Origin of the sequence: Sphingobacterium anhuiense (genome assembly GCF_042686355.1) — a bacterium.
Classification (GTDB): domain Bacteria; phylum Bacteroidota; class Bacteroidia; order Sphingobacteriales; family Sphingobacteriaceae; genus Sphingobacterium; species Sphingobacterium anhuiense.
In genome coordinates this window covers 59,744-78,207 of record NZ_JBHUPE010000018.1, presented here as the reverse complement: position 1 = coordinate 78,207, position 18,464 = coordinate 59,744, and the positions used below count along the sequence as shown (strand labels likewise).

The window sequence follows — 18,464 nt, the reverse complement described above, 5'->3', positions numbered from 1 at the left end:
CAGTTGGTAGCTCGTCGGGCTCATAACCCGAAGGTCATCAGTTCGAGTCTGATTCCCGCTACTTGGTAACCCTTTAGTTAAAAGCTAAAGGGTTTATTTTAGTCTTTTATTTTTTCCACCTCCTTCCCAATACCTATCATTTAATCCTCTAATTGTTACAAAGATTTTTTTTTAATGAATGGGATTCCTTTTTCTTTATTTGAATATAATTTTCAATCTAAAGAGTTTGATAATTAGTGTTTTACTGATTATCAATCAATTTATATGTAGTACTTATTATTTTTTTAATAAAGTTGTCTAGGCAATATATGCAATCGATTGTTCGATTTTTGCTCTTTTTTTTTCGATAATATAGATTTAATATTGTGTTTACAAATAGTAAACAACTGACTTAAATACAATATAAAATCATTATTTACAATTATTAAATTAACCTATGAAAAGAAGAGCTACCATACTTTCTTGTGCTTTGTCTTTAGTTATGAGTGCAACTTTTGCACAAAAAATTAAAGTTAAGGGTAATGTTACAGATGATAAGGGAAATCAGTTGTCGGGTGTAACTATTACTGAGAAAGGTACAAGTAATGCTACGGCAACTAATGCTGCGGGAGGATTTGAATTAAATGCAGAAACAGGTAAAATACTTGTTTTTAATATTGTGGGATACGAGCCCAAGGAGGTAGTTTATACCGGTGGAAATCTGAATATTTCATTAATATCTTCGAATACAGCATTAGATGAAGTTGTTATCGTAGCTTTTGGTACCCAAAAGAAAGCAAATTTAACAGGTTCTGTAGCAACAATTACCCCTAAGCAATTGGCAGATAGACCTGTAACTTCATTACAGAATGCTTTGCAAGGTATATCACCAGGTGTGACAGTCTTGAGTAGACCAGGTGAGGTAGGGAAATCTTCAAGTACGGGCGCGTCAAGTAATAGTGGAGGAATAACTGTACGTGGTAGAACTAATTTAGGTTCACCTTCCCCGATGTTTATTATTGATGGAATTCCAGCAACTAGTGCAGAATTTTCGGCATTGAGTCCAAATGATATCAATAGTATGTCCGTTTTGAAAGATGCTGCTTCAGCATCACTATATGGCTCTCGAGCAGCTAATGGTGTTATTTTAGTAACGACTAAGCGTGGTGGCGGTGACCGAGCTGTCGTCGGTTTTAATGCAAATTACGGGTTTCAAAGTGCAACTTATTTACCAGAATATGCTGATGCTGTAGGTTATGCCGAACTGCATAATAGGGCTATGGTAAATGCGGGAAAAGCACCTACATTTAAGCAAGATGTGATCGATAAATTTAAAAATCAAACCGATCCTGATTATTATCCTAATAATGATTGGTATAAAGAGGTCTTGAGAGGTTCCGCTCCTCAGCGTGATTTTGGATTGAATGTAAATGCTCCTGGAAAAATTACAAACTACTATCTTGGCTTAAACTATTTTGATCAAGAATCTTTAGTACCAGGACGAAAACAGGATCGTATTAATATGAAATTGAATACCAATACGACCGTTATCAAGGATTTGTTAACATTTAACACAAATGTTTCTTTTTTAAAGCAAGATTATGATCGTAATGGTAGTGCTATAAGCTGGGTTGAGATGGGTAGAGCGCTGCCTTTTACCTCAATACGTCAATCAGATGGTTCTTGGGGGTCAATCTCAAATGGAGCTGCTAACGCGACAATTGCAAAAAACAATCAATTGCGCGCCATTACTGAAGGTGGAAGGGGTAATAATAGAGATAATTATTTACAAATGGCTGCCAACGCATCTTTAACTCCGCTTAAAGGTTTATCAATTGATGGGGCTATATCTTTGAAATATACCAATACAAATTCTTTTGATTTTATAAATCGTACAGATCCTGTTATAAATTTCATTACGAAACAACCCATGGCCTCTACTGTAAATGCAATCAATGAGCTAAAGGAATTTTGGGGTAAACGTCAGGAGTTGATGTTGCAAGGAACAATTAATTATGAGCGTCGATTTGGAGATCATTATGCGAAAGCGACTGTTGGTGCTTCTGAGGAGTCAAATGTATACAGGGAAGCATTTTTAGGTAGACAAAATTTTGTTAACAACGATGCATCAACGATTATTAACGGTAGTTCAGGCGAAATTAGTAAAGATGATAAAGGTCTTGCTAACCGCACAACTCAAGATGAGTGGGCATTGCGCTCTTTTTTCGGCCGATTTAATTATTCGTACCAAGATAAGTATCTCTTTGAAGCAAACATGAGAATGGATTACTCCTCTCGATTTGCTCCGGAAGTTCGTAGAGCAATTTTCCCATCTTTCTCTGCCGGCTGGAATATCAATAAGGAATCTTTTATGCAGGATGTGGAGTGGATTGATTTATTAAAGTTAAGAGGATCTTATGGGACATTGGGCAATCAAGATGCAGTTGCGATAGGTAATTATTATAACCTTTTGGATCGTTATTCTGCTTACAGCTTTGATGGATTAGCAGTTGATGGATTAGAGCAGCAATATGGAGCTAATAGACTTGCGCTCTGGGAAAAAGTTACGATGTCGAATATTGGATTGGATGCTACTTTTTTAGGGGGTAAGTTTAATTTAGTAGCTGATTATTTTGTTAAAAAATCGGAGGATGTACTATTAAGGCCCGCAACTTTGTCTACATCGGGATTTGATAAAGATCACACACCATATTATAATCAAGGGACTACGCAAAATAAAGGAATTGAGATTGCATTGACTTACAATGGTAAAGTAGGTGATGAATTTACATATTCGGTATCGGGAAATATCTCGAAGATTAAAAATACCATACTTTCTTTAGGTGATGTAAATGAAATCACCGACGGTTACTACATCAATCGTATAGGCGGGTCAGTTGGTGACTATTATGGTTATAAATCTGATGGATTGTTTACCAATGCGGAAGAGCTTAAGAATGTCAATTATGAAGCAATGGGCGGTACACCAAAATTAGGAGATATCCGATATGTAGATATCAATGGTGATCATAAAATTGATGCAGAGGATCGTACAATCTTAGGTAATGATGTTCCTTGGTTCAATTATGGGTTTAATTTCAGAGCTGCCTATAAAAATTTCGATATTGATGTGTTGACTTATGGAGTTGGTGGAGTTAAAACTTATTTGGATAATGAGGCTTCCTTTCCTTTCTTCAATGGCGCTAACATTAAGAAGAGCTGGGCAAACGGCTGGTCCGAGGAAAATAATGTAGCGGATGCTCCATTTCCGCGAATCACACTGACAGGCGATGCACCTCAAAATTATAAAACATCAGATTTCTGGTTGTTTAGTGGTAACTATTTCAGAATTCGTGCGATTACGGTCGGATATACATTTCCTAAAGAAATGTTGAGTAATATTAAGATGTCGCAATTACGCTTCTTTGCTTCATCTAATAATCCATTTACTATTATGGCGGATAAACGTCTTGGTGATTTTGATCCGGAAACTGGTTCGGGAAGAGCAAGTTATCCGGGTGTGAAAACAATTTCTGTTGGTTTAACCGCTAAATTTTAATTTTTAATAGAAAAGCAATGAAAAGACATATATTATATCCCTTATTAGCAACTACACTGTTATTTGGAGCCTGCTCAAAAGATTTTTTAGACCGTACGCCTGTTAATAAGGTTCCTGAGGAAGAATTTTGGCGCACCGAAAATGATGTGAAATTAGCGGTTAACGCTATTTATGGAAAACTATCTGATGGTATGTATGATGATGGAGCTTCAGATTTGGTTCATGCTCAATACCCATGGGAGAGTGCTTCAACAGCAATATCATCAGGTTCACTAGGTGCAGATATCGATGCAGGTTGGAGTTATATTCCAATCCGAACATGTAATTATTTTTTAGAAAATGTAGATAAAGCTGTCATGGATGAAACGCTTAAAGAGCGTTATAAAGCTGAAGTTCGTTTTATTCGTGCTTATCTATATATCCCTATGGTAGAGAAATTTGGCGACATTCCTTTGGTGACTAAGGTCTTGACTAAGGAAGAATCTAATGTTCCTCGCGTTGCGAAGAAGGAAGTACTTGATTTCTTGTTTAAGGAATTACAAGAAGTTTCAGCAAAATTGCCTGCATCATACTCTTCTGAAAAGGGAAGGATTACGAAAGGTGCTGCTTTAGCTTTACAATCACGATTATATTTGATGGAGAATAATTGGGAGCAGGCAGCACGTACAGCCAAGGAAGTAATGGGCTTAGGGTATGCATTGTTTCACGCTGGTGCTGAATCAGAATTAAATAAAAAAGATAATTATACGCAATTTGTTGATTTTGAAAATGCTGATGATGAGAAAAAGTTTCGATTAGGGCTTAGAAGTTATGAAGGTATCTTTCATGTCGAAAATGAAGGTAACAGTGAAGTGATTTTGGATAGACAATATATTCGTGTCGCTCAATCTCAATTGAATAATACCTTACTAGGAGAAGGTGCTGTTGGCGGCTGGAGTTCTTTAACACCAACACAGAATTTAGTTGATCTTTATGTTAATTTTAAGACGGGAGAATCCATCAAGCCTGTGAGTGCTGAAGTAAGAGCCGCTAATTATGCAAAAGCGGATAAGACTGATTTTGTGAAGGAGTTTAAAAATCGTGATCCACGTTTTTATGCCTCTATATTATTTGAGACGGCGCCTTGGAATGCTTTAACAAAAGAAGGAGGATATAAGTTTACTTGGAGCAGTGGTAAATCTAATATGTCAATAACAGGATATAATTTCAGAAAATTGGTAGATCCAACATCTAATAGAGATCAGATTGATTCTTATGCTAATGTTATTCTAATTCGTTATGCTGAAGTTTTACTTAACTACGCAGAAGCTCAAAATGAAAAATCTGGACCAGATGCAACAGTTTTTGATGCTTTGGACCAACTTCGTGTTCGTGCAGGTTTGCCTAAAGTCGATCGCGGAGCATATGGAAGTCAAGGTAAGTTAAGGGAATTAATTCGTAATGAGAGAGCTGTTGAATTGGTGTTAGAAGGCGTGCGCTATTATGATATTCGTCGTTGGAAAACCGCTCCTGATGTCATGAAAAATATTTACGATGTAAAAAATGGGCTAGCTCAAGAGCGAGTTTGGAATGATAGATTATATCTAATGCCTGTTCCGCAAAGCCAAATTGATTTATCTTATGGAGTTTTGAAACAGAACACAGGTTATTAATTTATTTTAACCCGATTAATAAAAGCAGGTATCTCTATAGATACCTGCTTTTATTGTTTATTGTGATACAATATAAGGACAGATATTTCATTATGAAGAAGTTTGTATAAACGCTATGATCGGGTAGTTTCTGAGATAACTATATTTTAGTTTTCATAACAATCGTTTGCGTGAATTTATGCAATCGATTTCGTTACATATTAAATTTATATTAAGTAATCTTTACGCTATTTTGCACTGTATAAATTATGATAATTAACTAATATACTGATTATCTTGAAATTAAGTTTATGAATAAAAGATTTACAAAACCTTTTTTTACGACTAAATTTTACCCGATTACATCTGCCTTAATGTTTGCTCTTGTAGCTCCAAATATGGTGATGGCAAATGATTATGGTAATTTGATTAGCGTAACAAGTAATAGTATGCAACAGAAAGTTTCTGGTACTGTTACATCAAGTACGGGCCCATTAAGCGGAGTGACTATTTCTGTGAAAGAAAAACCTACTCTTGCGACTTCAACTGATGCTAATGGACGCTATTCTCTTCAAGTTGAAGTTGGTCAAACTTTGATTTTTTCAGCCATTGGATTTAACAAAACTGAAAAACTGGTGGAAGGTGCATTTTTAAATGTGCAGTTACAAGAGTCCAATCAAGCACTTGAAGAAGTTGTAGTTGTGGGTTATGGCACTCAAAAGAAAGAGAGTCTAACAGGAGCGCTACAAGTTGTAAAGGGTGATCAATTGAGAGGTACAACTTCTCCGAATGTGGAGAATATGTTAAATGGAAAAGCTGCTGGTGTTTATGTTGCCCCCGGATCGGGTCAACCAGGTGCAAAAGGAGGAGTCGTGATTCGTGGTCAAGCTACTTTAAGTGGTACAACTAGTCCGCTCTGGGTCGTAGATGGTGTAATTCTTGGATCTAGTGCTGGAGATTTAAATCCAGATGATATCGCAACATTAACAATTTTGAAAGACGCAGCTTCCACTGCTATTTATGGTTCTCAAGGCGCAAATGGTGTAGTTGTCGTAACGACTAAGAACCCATCTGCAAGCGGCACTTCAATCAGTTTTTCTACAAAAATGGGATTCAATCAGCTTACCAATGGTAATATGAAAATGATGAACGGTGCAGAATTGTATGATTACTATGCTTCTTTTGCTAACCAAAGTGCAATCAAATTTCCACGTTGGAATGCAGATTTAAGAGATAGCAATTTTGACTGGTGGAAAGTAGCTACTCAGCAAGGATTTACGCAAAATCATAATGTTTCGATTCAAAGTGGTACGGAAAAGTTGCAGTCTTACTTGTCATTAGGTTATTATAATGAAGTGGGTGCTGTAAAAGGTTATGAATACGATCGTTATAACTTCCGTATGAATACGGTTTATAAGCCTACCACATGGTTGACTGTTAAACCAACATTGGTGGGGGCACGTCGTGGAGTGGAAGATAGACAGTATTCTACAACTGCTATGTATTCAAATTTCCCTTGGGACAGTCCATATGATGCTAATGGTAACTTGGTTGGTCACCGTTCAAGTAGCTGGGTAAATAGTGCGAGTACAAACTACCTTTACGATTTACAATGGGATCATAGTGCCAACACAAATTATGAATTCAGTGGTAATATGGACTTTGATATCAAGTTCACGAATTGGCTAACATTTTCGTCTGTTAATAACTACCGCTATAACACGTATAGTGCTGCTGGTTATACTGATCCACGCTCTAATGGTGGAGAAAGTGTAAAAGGACGTTTAACCGATTATCGTTCGGAATATGCACGTCGTTACACCAGCCAAATATTAAAATTCAATAAATCTTGGGGCAAGCATGCTGTGAACGCATTAGCAGCATATGAATTCAATGATTATTGGTCTAAGACATTAGATGTATATGGAACTGGATTTATTCCAGGATTTGAAGTGCTTGATGTTGTTTCTCGACCAGAAAGAACTAAAGGAGCGATCAATGAATGGGCTGTTCAATCTTTCTTGTCTAATGCAAACTATGCTTACGATGGTAAATATTTAGGACAATTGTCTTTCCGTCGTGATGGCGCTTCTAACTTTGGTGACAATGCGAAATACGGAAATTTCTTCTCTGTGAGTGGAGGATGGAATATCAATCGCGAGAATTGGTTCAATGCCTCATGGGTTGATAATTTAAAAGTTCGTGCTTCTTATGGCTCTGTCGGTAACCGCCCTAGTGAGTTATATCCACAATATAGCTTATATTCTGTATCATCATCATCCGGATATAATGAGACTTCGGGCGCTTTGATTTATCGGATTGGAAACAAGAATCTGACGTGGGAGCGTACGTTTACTACAGGGGCAGGATTTGATGCATCGATGTTCAGTAATCGTGCTCGTGTAAGTTTTGACTACTATGATAAAAAAACCGATAATATCTTATACAATGTGCCAATTAGTGGATTAACTGGAGTTACTTCTGTGTATAAGAATATCGGTAAGATGCAAAATAGAGGTATTGAGCTTACTTTAGGTGGAGATATCATTCGAAAAAATGACTTTACGTGGAGTCTGGATATCAATATTGGTCACAATAAAAATAAACTGACACAATTGATTAAGAGTAAGGATGCTAGTGGAAATGACGTTGTTAGACCACTTATCATTGGTGATGGTTTAGGCATCGCTGGTTCTGCTAGTCGTGTTTTAGAACCTGGTTTACCTGTTGATACCTATTATATGCCGATATGGGCTGGAGTGAATGTAGAGACAGGTGCTCCCGAATGGTATAAAGTTGAAACCGATCAAGATGGTAATCAAACTCAAGTAAAGACCTCTAATTATTCTGCAGCAACATTACAGAAAGCAGGAAAAGCATCTCCAGATCTATTTGGAGGATTCAATACTGGAATAACTTATAAGCAATTTGATTTAAATGCTTCGTTTGGCTATTCAATTGGTGGAAAAATCTATAACTATTCTCGTCAAGAATACGATTCGGATGGAACATATACAGATAGAAATCAAATGAAATTGCAAGATGGCTGGAACCGTTGGGAAAAACCGGGAGATATAGCAACACATCCTATTGCGAAATACAATAATAACGATAAAGGAAATTCTACTTCAACTCGTTATTTAGAAGATGGTGATTTTTTAAGGTTGCGTTCTTTAACCTTAGGATATAATTTGAAATTGGAACAGTATAAATTGAAAAATGTTCGTCTGTTCTTTACGGGGGAGAACTTGTTTACCATTACAAATTACTCAGGTGTAGATCCTGAAATGTCTGTGAATGATTCAGGTGCTATATTGGGTTCTGCAGGACCTGCTATTTATCCTGCTACACGTAAATTTATGTTTGGTCTTAATGTGACATTTTAGTTAAAAGAGGAAAAAATTTTATGAAAAAGATATTATTTGTATTATTAGCAGCTGCTAGCATTACGTCATGTAATATAGATAGGTTACCCCATAACTTAATGGATTCGGATGTTATTGCGAATAATCCGGACGCGATGATCAATGGTGCTTATGCACAATTAAAAGCATGGTCAGACCCGATGCATCGTGCAGGAGAATATGCTGGAGATAATATGATGATTAGGGGTGCTTCGACGGATGCATTTTATGAGTTCATTTCTTATGCTCGTACGCCAAATAACGGACGTTTGTCTAGTTTTTGGGATGCAGGTTATAAAGCGATTGCGCAGACTTCTAATGTGATGAAAATTATAAAAGAGGGAGAAAGTGCTGAAAAAGACAATCAATTAGGAGAATGTTACTATATCCGCGGGATGATGTATTTCTATTTGGTTCGTGCATATGGACGTCCTTATTATCAAAATCCAGAAACGAATCTAGGTTTGCCTATTGTAAATGGTACACCGGATGATGTATTTGATAATTTACATTTACCAGACCGTTCAACTGTTAAAGAAACTTATGCGCAAGCGATAAGCGATCTGAAGAAAGCGGAGTCTTTGTTGACAATTAATAAAGGTAATATTTATGCTTCTAAGGGAGCGGCTCAAGCGATGTTATCCCGTGTTTATCTATATATGAGTGGTACATATCAATCACCTAATGCAGAATATGCAAGATTGTCTGTTGAGTATGCGGATAAGGTAATCAACTCTGGATCTTATTCATTGTTGGAAAGAGAGCGATTTATGAAATATAATACGTTCACACCAGAAAATAATAACGAGACTATTTTCGCAGTTAAAAGAGTAGCATCTGAATTTTCGGGTGATGATCATTATTATGGTATTGGTGGTATGTATTCCAATATTGGAGGTATGGGCTGGGGTGAGATGTATGCAAGTGCTAAATACATTGATTTATTGAATGAAACCGGTCGTAACGATTGGCGTCCAGATAATTATCGCATCGTTGATGCTCGAGCATCTTTTATAGAACCTACTTATGCAAAAGATGAAAAAACAGGTAAGTATTCTGAAGTGTTTCGTTTTGTAAAAGAAGATGGAGTGAGTACGTTAAACTATGCTCAATTTGTTATTGAACGAGTTGGAAATGCAATCAATGCTGTAGAAGTAATCCCAGAAACGAAAACGGAGAAGGAGAAAAGAATATCATATGCATTAACTGTAATTGATGCAGGTCAGGGAACTTATAGCTTGATATATAAAGATGGTAAAAACTACAAAGGTGTACTGGATTACTATATTTCCTTGAACCGTGTATATCCTCAGTTTTACATCACCAAATGTTCTAAAGAAGGTGAAAATTCGCAATTACATTCACCTGTCATCAGCAGGTTAGGAGAGGTTTATCTCAATAGAGCAGAAGCACAAGCAAAACTAGGTAATTACAGTGCAGCTTTAGCGGATTTAAATAAAATAAGAACCCGCTCAATTACGAATGGTGCTTATTCATCTTTAAATGCTTCAAATGCAAGTAAATTAATTGATAAAGAGCGTGAATTGGAATTAGCATTTCAAGCAGAACGTAGCTATGATGTATTTCGTAACGGTGAAGCCTTGACGCGTCAATATCCGGGACCGCACAATCAGTCAGAGGTTATTGCTCCGACTGACTTTCGTGTAGTATATTATATTCCACAAAGTGCTATTAATTCTTACCCTGGTGTATTAACGCAAAATCCAACTCAGTAGGGTTAAATTAGAATTTCAAAAATAAATTATTAATGGCTTTACAGTTTTGTAAAGCCATTTTTTTATGTTTCATAAATATGATTGCTATCGTTTTTGCGCAAACGATTATATGTCTTAGAATAAACGATATTTTAGTTTTTTAGAAAGCCCCAGCTATTTGGGACTTTTTTATTGAATCTCTGTTTGAGGTCCTTGGGGTAGTCTTGTATAAATTTAATTGGATTTCAGTTGGAAAGAATACTTTACGGACTGATAGCAAGTTTGTTTGATAGTCTTTAGCTCAGTTGTAAAATATGACAACAAAAATCTTATTGTTTACGATAAGATTAGATTGATTTTCAAAAATACCAGGTATATTATGTAACTTTGCCCACTGAGTTAAATTGTATTTAAATAAGTTGCCGTGAGGTAACGAGAATAATATATAGTAAAAATATGGCAAATATTGTTGCAATTGTAGGTCGTCCAAATGTTGGGAAATCCACGCTTTTTAATCGTCTGACGGAGAGTAGAAAAGCTATTGTTGATGACTTTAGTGGAGTGACGCGCGACCGTCACTATGAAACGGCAGAATGGATTGGGAAAAAGTTTACAGTAATTGATACTGGTGGGTTTGTACATGGATCGGATGATGTTTTTGAAGAAGCAATTCGTGACCAGGTTCATATCGCAATAGAAGAAGCATCTGCGATCATTTTTATGGTTGATGTAACAACAGGTATTACGGATTTAGATGATGAGATCGCAGATCTTTTGAGAAGAAGTTCTAAACCGGTATATGTTGCTGCAAATAAAGTTGACCACGCTAAATTACACCATGACTCTGCAGAGTTTTATGCTTTTGGTTTAGGTGAAATTTATAATGTTTCTTCCGCTACAGGATCTGGAACAGGAGAATTATTAGATGCTGTAGTTTCAACTTTTGAAGACGAAGAGGAAGATGATACCACATTACCGAAATATACAATCGTAGGTCGTCCGAACGTAGGTAAATCTTCTTTAACAAATGCTTTGTTAGGTGTTGATCGTAATATTGTAACACCTGTTGCAGGTACGACACGCGATTCGATTCGTATTCATTATAAACAATTCGGACATGAATTCTTATTGATTGATACAGCAGGTTTGAGACGTAAATCTAAGGTAAACGAAGATATTGAGTTTTACTCTGTGATGCGTACAATTAAAGCATTAGAGGATTCTGATGTTGTCCTTTTAATGTTAGATGCAAATGATGGAATTGAAGCACAAGATATCAATATCTTTCATTTGGCAGAAAAAAATAGAAAAGGTATTGTGATCATTGTCAATAAATGGGATACCATTGATAAAGACAATAAAACGATGAAAGAGTTTGAAGCTCGAATCAAAGAAAAAATTGCTCCTTTTACAGATATACCTATTGTCTTTACTTCGGTTACTGAAAAACAACGTATTTTTAAAGCGTTAGAAGTAGCCGCAAAAGTTTATGAGAATAAAACTAAAAAAATACCTACTTCAAAATTAAACGAAGTGATGTTGCAGGTGATTGAGAATTATCCTCCACCAGCTTTAAAGGGTAAATATATCAAGGTAAAATACGTAACGCAATTACCAGGACGTACGCCTATGTTTGCATTCTTCTGTAACTTACCACAGTATGTAAAAGATCCGTACAAACGTTATATCGAAAATAAATTACGTGAGCACTTCGATTTTGAAGGTGTTCCAATTCAAATATATTTTAGACAAAAATAGAAACAGCTATTTTCTAGACATGGAAAACAATCTTCATTTATACAATACGTTAACACGTAAGAAAGAAAAATTCCAACCATTACATCCCTCTTTAGTAGGGATGTATGTTTGTGGGCCTACCGTATACAGTGATGTTCACTTAGGAAATTGTCGGACTTTTGTGTCATTTGATTTGATATTTCGTTATTTAAAACATCTCGGATTTAAAGTTCGTTATGTACGTAATATTACCGATGCAGGCCATTTGGAAGGGGATAATGATGAAGGTGATGATAAGTTTGCTAAAAAAGCAAAATTGGAGCAATTGGAACCGATGGAGATTGTTCAAAAATATACTCTTGGTTTCCACGATGTGCTTCGTCTTTTTAATACTTTACCTCCAAGTATAGAACCGACCGCTACAGGACATATTTCTGAGCAGATTGAAATGGTCCAAAAGATCATTGCTAATGGCTATGCTTATGAAGTAGATGGAACAGTATATTTTGATGTAGAGAAATATGTGAAAGATTACGATTATACCATTTTGACTAATCGTAAGCTGGAAGATATGTTGAATAATACACGTGAGCTTGGTGGCCAAGATGAAAAACATGGCCGTCTGGATTTTGCATTATGGATCAAAGCTAAGCCAGAACATATTATGCGCTGGCCTTCACCTTGGAGTGTGGGATTTCCAGGTTGGCATATTGAATGTTCGGCGATGAGCCGTAAATATTTAGGCGATCAGTTTGATATTCATGGTGGAGGTATGGATTTAGCCGCAACACACCATACAAACGAAATAGCTCAGTCTGAGGCATGTAATCATACTGCGCCTGCCAAATATTGGATGCATACCAATATGTTAACGGTAAATGGGGCACGTATGTCTAAATCTTCAGGAAATGGCTTCTTACCTCATCAGCTGTTTACCGGTGATCATCCTTTGTTGGAACGTGGATATTCACCTATGGCTGTTCGTTTTTTTATGTTACAAGCGCATTATAGAAGTACATTGGATTTCTCAAATGAGGCACTTGATGCTGCAGATAAAGGGTTCAAACGTCTTATGACAGCCGTAAATCTATTGGATAAGCTGAAACCTTCAAAAGGTAAGTCTGCTGTTGATGTAGCTGATTTACGTGCCAAATGTTATGCTGCTATGGATGATGATTTCAATAGCCCTATCTTAATTGCAGAATTGTTTGAAGTCGTTCGTTCGATTAATTCTATTTACGATGGAAAAGCCACTATCAGCACTGCTGATCTAGAAGAGTTAAGAGCATTTGTACAACATTTTGTTTTTGATATTCTAGGCTTACAAGATGATCAATTATCGAGCAATGATAATGTAGATGAAATTATGGCTATTGTGATCAAATTACGTGACGGAGCTAAGCAAAATAAAGATTTTGCTACATCCGATCGTATTCGTGAGGAACTTAATGCTATCGGTATTCAATTAAAAGATAGCAAAGATGGAACGCTTTGGAATAAGATTTGATAGTTAGTGTCCAATTAAAATAAAGACATTACATGAATATATGGAATAAAATGTCGGCAATAGTTTTCATGAGTGCCTTTTCAGCACAAGTGTATGCACAGATTCCCGATAAAGTAGGTAGTTTAATCAATGCCGACAAAGAGGCTGCGTTGATTTCTAAGACAACTACTCCGCATCAGGCTTTTCTGTCGATTGTCGATAAAGAGTCTAAATTTTTTGTTCCTTCCGAGGTCAATGCTTTAGATTATCTTAATAATAGGCCGAATATACCCGATGTACTAACTTGGGAACCAGCGCTAGCGATGGTTTCAAAAAGTCAAGAATTTGGCGTTACTACTGGTCCGATGGAATTTCAGAAAGTAGGAGCGAGAAAACGTTTTGGACAGTACTTAACGGTTTGGAAAAGAAATAAAAAAGGTAAATGGCTGGTGGATATTCGTGCTGAAGTCGAAAATTTTGGCAATAAGGAAAATTCTGAACTGGAGTTTTATGAACCTAGTGAAGCTTGGTATTTGAAGCACCGTTCTCAGGTACGTTTAGATCAACGTAAAGAGATTGTTTTTGAAACCGATAAGCTTTTGTCAACGGTTCTTAAGGCTGATAATCAGGCGGGTTATAAAGAGTTTTTGAATGAAGATGCAAGATTTCTTTTTCCTTGGATACAACCAATAGAAGGTAAAAAAGAAATATTAGCATATTTAAAGAAATCCCGTATTAATATTCTAACTACTCCTGAAAAAGTAGGTAGAGCATATAGCGGTGAATATGCATATTCATTCGGTACTGCAACTGTTAATATTAAGGATAAGGTTGTTAAATACAATTATATCCGTATTTGGAAGTTGAGTGAACTCGCGAAGGACGATGTATCTAAAGCAAATTGGAATATACTTGTTGAAATGATGTTCGAAAGATAATATTCTGTACATTATTTATAAAATAGAAAGGGCTTCAAAATTAATTTTGAAGCCCTTTCTATTTTATCTTAGTAAGAGATCTATTTACTTTTTGGAGATCCAAACTTTAAGTTCATTACAGTCTTTAAAGTCATCGGCAATATTGATATATGTGTTCTCTCTCTTAGATTCAAACCAGGTATTCAATTTGCGGTTTACTTTATCTTGACGTGCAGCTTCTTTGATTTTTACAAAATCCTCATCTAAGTTTGCTTTATGAGGAGCAATACGTGATTTTAGATAATTGAATCGTAGACCAATTTCACCTGTACGATCTGTAAATTGTGCCGGTTTAGAATATTCTCCAGGTTTTAATGGATCTATAGCTTGAAATACAGAAGCTTCTAATTTATCTACAGGTATTAATGTTGAACGGCTTTCTCCTTCTTGGTTAAGGACCATTCCTCCATTGAATTTAGATTCTTCACTGTCAGAGTTAGTTGTTGCTGCATGATAAAAATCCAATTTCCCTGTTGTCACTAAGTTGTAGATACTATCCATCTTTGCTTGGGTACGCTCAATACTAGCGGCTGTTGGTTTAAATTTAATCAAAATATGTCTAACATGCACTTCTTCTCCACGTCTTTCTAATACTTGTAAAAAGTGGAAGCCATACTTTGTTTCAAAAACAGGAGAAACATCACCCGCTTTTAATTTAAAAGCCATTGCAGCAAATTCCTTAACCCAGTTATCACGTGTATTAAAACCTAAATCACCACCGTAAGGAGCAGATCCATCTTCAGAATATAAACGTGCAACTGTACCAAAATCAGAACCATCTGTAACCTGTTTTCGAAGTCCCTCTGCTTTTGCTTTAAACTCAGCTTTCTCTTCAACAGTTAGTTTAGGGAACATAACAATTTCACCAATTTCTACTTCTGTATTAAAATAAGGTAGACTATCGGTATTCAGTCCTTCAAAATAGCGTTTTACCTCAATAGGTGTAACGTCCACTTTTTGAACAATATTCTGACGCATTTTATTTGCTTTCAATTGCTCATATATACTAGGACGCATATCTTCTTTGTATTGCAACAGAGATCTGTTTAAGAATTTTTCTAATCTTTCTTGACCACCTGCTTGTTGAGACATATAGCGTAGTCGGCTGTTTAGGTTATCATCAACTTCAGTTTCGCCTACTTCGATGGAGTCAATTACCGCCTGTTGAGAAAGTAATTTCTGTGTTAACAACTGTTGTAGCATTTCACATTTGAAATCTGCATTTGGTTTATTACCCCCTGAAAGATATTGTGCATACTGCATATCAACATCTGATTGTAAAATAATACCAGATCCTACTGTCGCAACTACTCGATCGATTACTTGTTTTTGAGCAAATACTGTTTGTGCTGTCACAAATACCAATAATAGCAACGTATATAAGTTTTTTTTCATTAGAATAATATGTCTTTTAATGGTGATGAAGCTATCATGAGCTGGTTACTACTCGCGGTTTGTAAGCTATTGTAAGCCCATGATGGTTTCATTCGTGGAATGTAATTTAAATGCTTTTTAAAAATATAACTGTTCAAACTTAAAGTTCTGAAAGCTTGCACAAAATTATTAGAATATATTAATTATTCTTAATTTTATTTGAATATTATTTCCGAGGTCTTATCCCGTTTATATGCTTATTATGAATAATAACATATTGAACGGCTCTGGAACGGCTAAAATAAGTATTTACAAGGTAGTAAAAGTAGTTTTAACCAAATTTAACACTACATTTTCCCACAAAATTTTAATTTTGAAATCATGAAAAAAATTATACTTTTTATTTTGACCTGTTTTCCTTTTTTTGGTTGGTCGCAAAACATTTCCATGTTTGTAGGTACTTATACCTCTAACACCGAAAGTAAAGGAATCTATGCATTTGATTTTAATGTAAAAACGGGTGAAATAGCGCTAGTATCGACCACTCCATTAGTGGATCCCTCTTTTCTAGCTCGAAAGGATAATATTTTATATGCTGTTAGTGAGCAGGGAAATAATAAAGGAAGTTTAACTGCATATTCTTATAACAAAGGTAAATTTACAATCTTAAATACAGTTCCTACAAAAGGAGATGCGCCCTGTCATGTTTCGGTGAGTCCCTATAAAAACCTGATCACAGCTTCTAATTATAGTGGTGGCTCTTTTGTACTTTACGGATTAGAACCCAATGGTGTTATCGGTAATCTAAAAGATTTTGTTCAACATGAAGGTAAAGGCGTTGACAAAGCTAGACAAGAAGGTCCTCATGTACATTCTGCGTTTTTCTCAAAAAAAGGAAATGAACTTTTTGTACAAGATTTAGGTCTAGATCAAATTTCGATCTATAAATTAATTGATCCAAAATCAAAGGATGTTAAATTAGGTACAGATCCTGCAGAAGTATTCTCTTCAGCAGGCGGTGGTCCTCGACATATTGCCTTTGATAAGAAAGAAAAGCATATGTATGTCATACTCGAAATGACAGCAGACATTGCTGTATACAAACGGGATGGACAAGATTGGTTATTTGATCAATCTGTTAATATTAATCCTGATGGGTTTACAGGGAAAAATGGTGCTGCTGATATCAAAGTATCTCCGGACGGAAAATTTCTGTATGCATCAAACAGAGGTGATGCTAATACCATTGGAATTTTCGCTATTGCTAAAGACGGAAAATTGACCAAAGTAGCAAATCAGAGTACATCTGGAAAAGGACCGCGCAATTTTAATTTTAGCCCTGACGGTAAATTCCTATTAGTAGCCAATCAAACGAGTAACGAAATTATAACTTTTAGCAGGGATGAAAAAACAGGACTTCTAAAAGAGACTGGAAAACCACTTCGTGTTCCTGCTCCAGTTTGTATTATTTTTTAGTGGTATCATCTGTTGATGAAGAGTCGTCAGAATTACTTTTTAATTCATGTGTCTCTTCATCATACATACCTTCCAACTCATCTGTAATTGTCCCTTTCCACAATTTAATGCCCGTTATATAGGCAACCCTTCCAATCATATGTGCAGCAACTGGAGCTGTTAGTACTAAAAAGAACGCGATCGCAATTGTTTTAGTTGTTACAGAAACGTCAGGAAAGACAATTGCGGCACAAAGCAAAAGCAAACCAACACCTAGAGTTGCAGCTTTAACCGTAACAGAAAGGCGTAAATAAAAGTCAGGCATTCTAAGGATGCCAATGGAAGCGAAAAGAATCGCTAAGGCGCCGATGGTACTCAGCACTGCAATAATAATATCAGTCATTATAGTCTTGTTTTTCTAAATAATAGGCAAAAGCAATTGTTCCTAAAAAGGCAATCAGGGCAAGTATCATGGCCACGTCAAGAAAAATTTCTTGAGATGTGGTGATACTATAAACCGTAATAATCCCAATACCTGTGGTAATGATTAGATCTAGAGCAATAACCCTATCGGCCACATCGGGTCCTTTGAAAAGACGTATAAATGTAATTACTGTAGACAAAATTAATATGGGCAGAATCACATAATCTAAATATTCAGTTAAGCTCATCTCAAAATTTCTAAAAGTTTGCGTTCAACATTGTTTTTCAACTCTGTCATGAATTTTTGTTTATCATGTAGGTACATGACATGGATATATAAAATCTTTTTGTCTTCGCTGATATCCAGGATTAATGTTCCCGGTGTTAGTGAAATAAAGGTAGACAGTAAGTTGATCTCAAAATCAGACTTAGCATCCATCTTGTATTTCACAATTCCAGGTTTAAAAAAATACTTAGGTGTGATCACGTCGTACGCAACCTGTAGATTAGCTATAATCATTTGATACAAGAAGAAAAAGAGAAAGCTAATCGTTTTCGGGACACGATAAAAATAACGCTGATCAACTTCATTTCGGTTCATGACCCATAGAATGAAGAAACCAAGTAAGAAGCCAAAAAGAAAATTCGTATAATACATTGAACCTGTTAATGCTACCCAAATAAAAGAAAGCAGCAGGTTCATTAAAAACTGTTTGATCATATT

12 protein-coding genes are annotated in these 18,464 nt (G+C 35.9%); 8 read left to right on the top strand and 4 right to left on the bottom strand.

Annotation, left to right across the window (positions count from 1 at the left end; translation table 11 throughout):
• The first annotated feature begins 436 nt into the window (after positions 1-436).
• The 7 genes from ACFS6I_RS23315 (at position 437) to ACFS6I_RS23285 (ending at position 14,449) form a co-directional block, all read left to right on the top strand.
• Positions 437-3,538: a SusC/RagA family TonB-linked outer membrane protein gene (locus tag ACFS6I_RS23315; RefSeq protein WP_380924152.1), complete on the top strand. Its 3,102-nt coding sequence runs from the start codon at positions 437-439 to the stop codon at positions 3,536-3,538.
• A 17-nt stretch (positions 3,539-3,555) separates the two neighbouring features.
• Complete coding sequence (locus tag ACFS6I_RS23310) at positions 3,556-5,190, top strand: RagB/SusD family nutrient uptake outer membrane protein (protein ID WP_380924150.1); 1,635 nt, start codon at positions 3,556-3,558, stop codon at positions 5,188-5,190.
• 290 nt (positions 5,191-5,480) lie between these two features.
• On the top strand, positions 5,481-8,555 hold the full coding sequence (locus ACFS6I_RS23305; RefSeq protein WP_380924148.1) for a SusC/RagA family TonB-linked outer membrane protein: 3,075 nt from the start codon (positions 5,481-5,483) through the stop codon (positions 8,553-8,555).
• 20 nt (positions 8,556-8,575) lie between these two features.
• The gene (locus ACFS6I_RS23300) at positions 8,576-10,309 is read left to right on the top strand and encodes a RagB/SusD family nutrient uptake outer membrane protein (protein WP_380924146.1); all 1,734 of its coding nucleotides are present in this window, start codon (positions 8,576-8,578) and stop codon (positions 10,307-10,309) included.
• Positions 10,310-10,744: 435 nt separating this feature from the next.
• Complete coding sequence (der, locus tag ACFS6I_RS23295; protein ID WP_183917328.1) at positions 10,745-12,046, top strand: ribosome biogenesis GTPase Der; 1,302 nt, start codon at positions 10,745-10,747, stop codon at positions 12,044-12,046.
• Positions 12,047-12,065: 19 nt separating this feature from the next.
• On the top strand, positions 12,066-13,532 hold the full coding sequence (gene cysS, locus ACFS6I_RS23290) for a cysteine--tRNA ligase (protein WP_132841117.1): 1,467 nt from the start codon (positions 12,066-12,068) through the stop codon (positions 13,530-13,532).
• A gap of 32 nt (positions 13,533-13,564) precedes the next feature.
• Positions 13,565-14,449 (top strand): DUF4440 domain-containing protein, encoded by an 885-nt coding sequence (locus ACFS6I_RS23285; RefSeq protein WP_132841119.1) that lies wholly within the window; start codon positions 13,565-13,567, stop codon positions 14,447-14,449.
• Positions 14,450-14,533: 84 nt separating this feature from the next.
• On the opposite strand, the gene ACFS6I_RS23280 is transcribed toward ACFS6I_RS23285, so the two are convergent.
• The gene (locus tag ACFS6I_RS23280) at positions 14,534-15,883 is read right to left on the bottom strand and encodes a peptidylprolyl isomerase (protein ID WP_132769150.1); all 1,350 of its coding nucleotides are present in this window, start codon (positions 15,881-15,883) and stop codon (positions 14,534-14,536) included.
• 360 nt (positions 15,884-16,243) lie between these two features.
• Between ACFS6I_RS23280 and ACFS6I_RS23275 the strand changes: the two genes are divergently transcribed.
• Positions 16,244-17,338, top strand: coding sequence for a lactonase family protein (locus tag ACFS6I_RS23275; RefSeq protein WP_380924143.1), 1,095 nt, complete (start codon positions 16,244-16,246; stop codon positions 17,336-17,338).
• On the opposite strand, the gene mnhG is transcribed toward ACFS6I_RS23275, so the two are convergent.
• The 3 genes from mnhG to ACFS6I_RS23260 are packed head-to-tail and all read right to left on the bottom strand — an operon-like array spanning position 17,328 to position 18,461.
• Positions 17,328-17,720 carry a monovalent cation/H(+) antiporter subunit G gene (mnhG, locus tag ACFS6I_RS23270; protein ID WP_380924141.1) on the bottom strand — a complete coding sequence of 131 codons (393 nt, stop codon included), beginning with the start codon at positions 17,718-17,720 and terminating at the stop codon, positions 17,328-17,330. The two genes, ACFS6I_RS23275 and mnhG, sit on opposite strands and share 11 nt — an antisense overlap.
• Entirely contained in the window at positions 17,713-17,988 is a 276-nt protein-coding gene (locus ACFS6I_RS23265; RefSeq protein WP_021191305.1) for a cation:proton antiporter, read from the bottom strand. The genes mnhG and ACFS6I_RS23265 overlap by 8 nt, the downstream gene beginning before the upstream one ends.
• Positions 17,985-18,461, bottom strand: coding sequence for a Na+/H+ antiporter subunit E (locus ACFS6I_RS23260; RefSeq protein ID WP_021191306.1), 477 nt, complete (start codon positions 18,459-18,461; stop codon positions 17,985-17,987). The genes ACFS6I_RS23265 and ACFS6I_RS23260 overlap by 4 nt, the downstream gene beginning before the upstream one ends.
• Between the last annotated feature and the right edge of the window lie 3 nt (positions 18,462-18,464).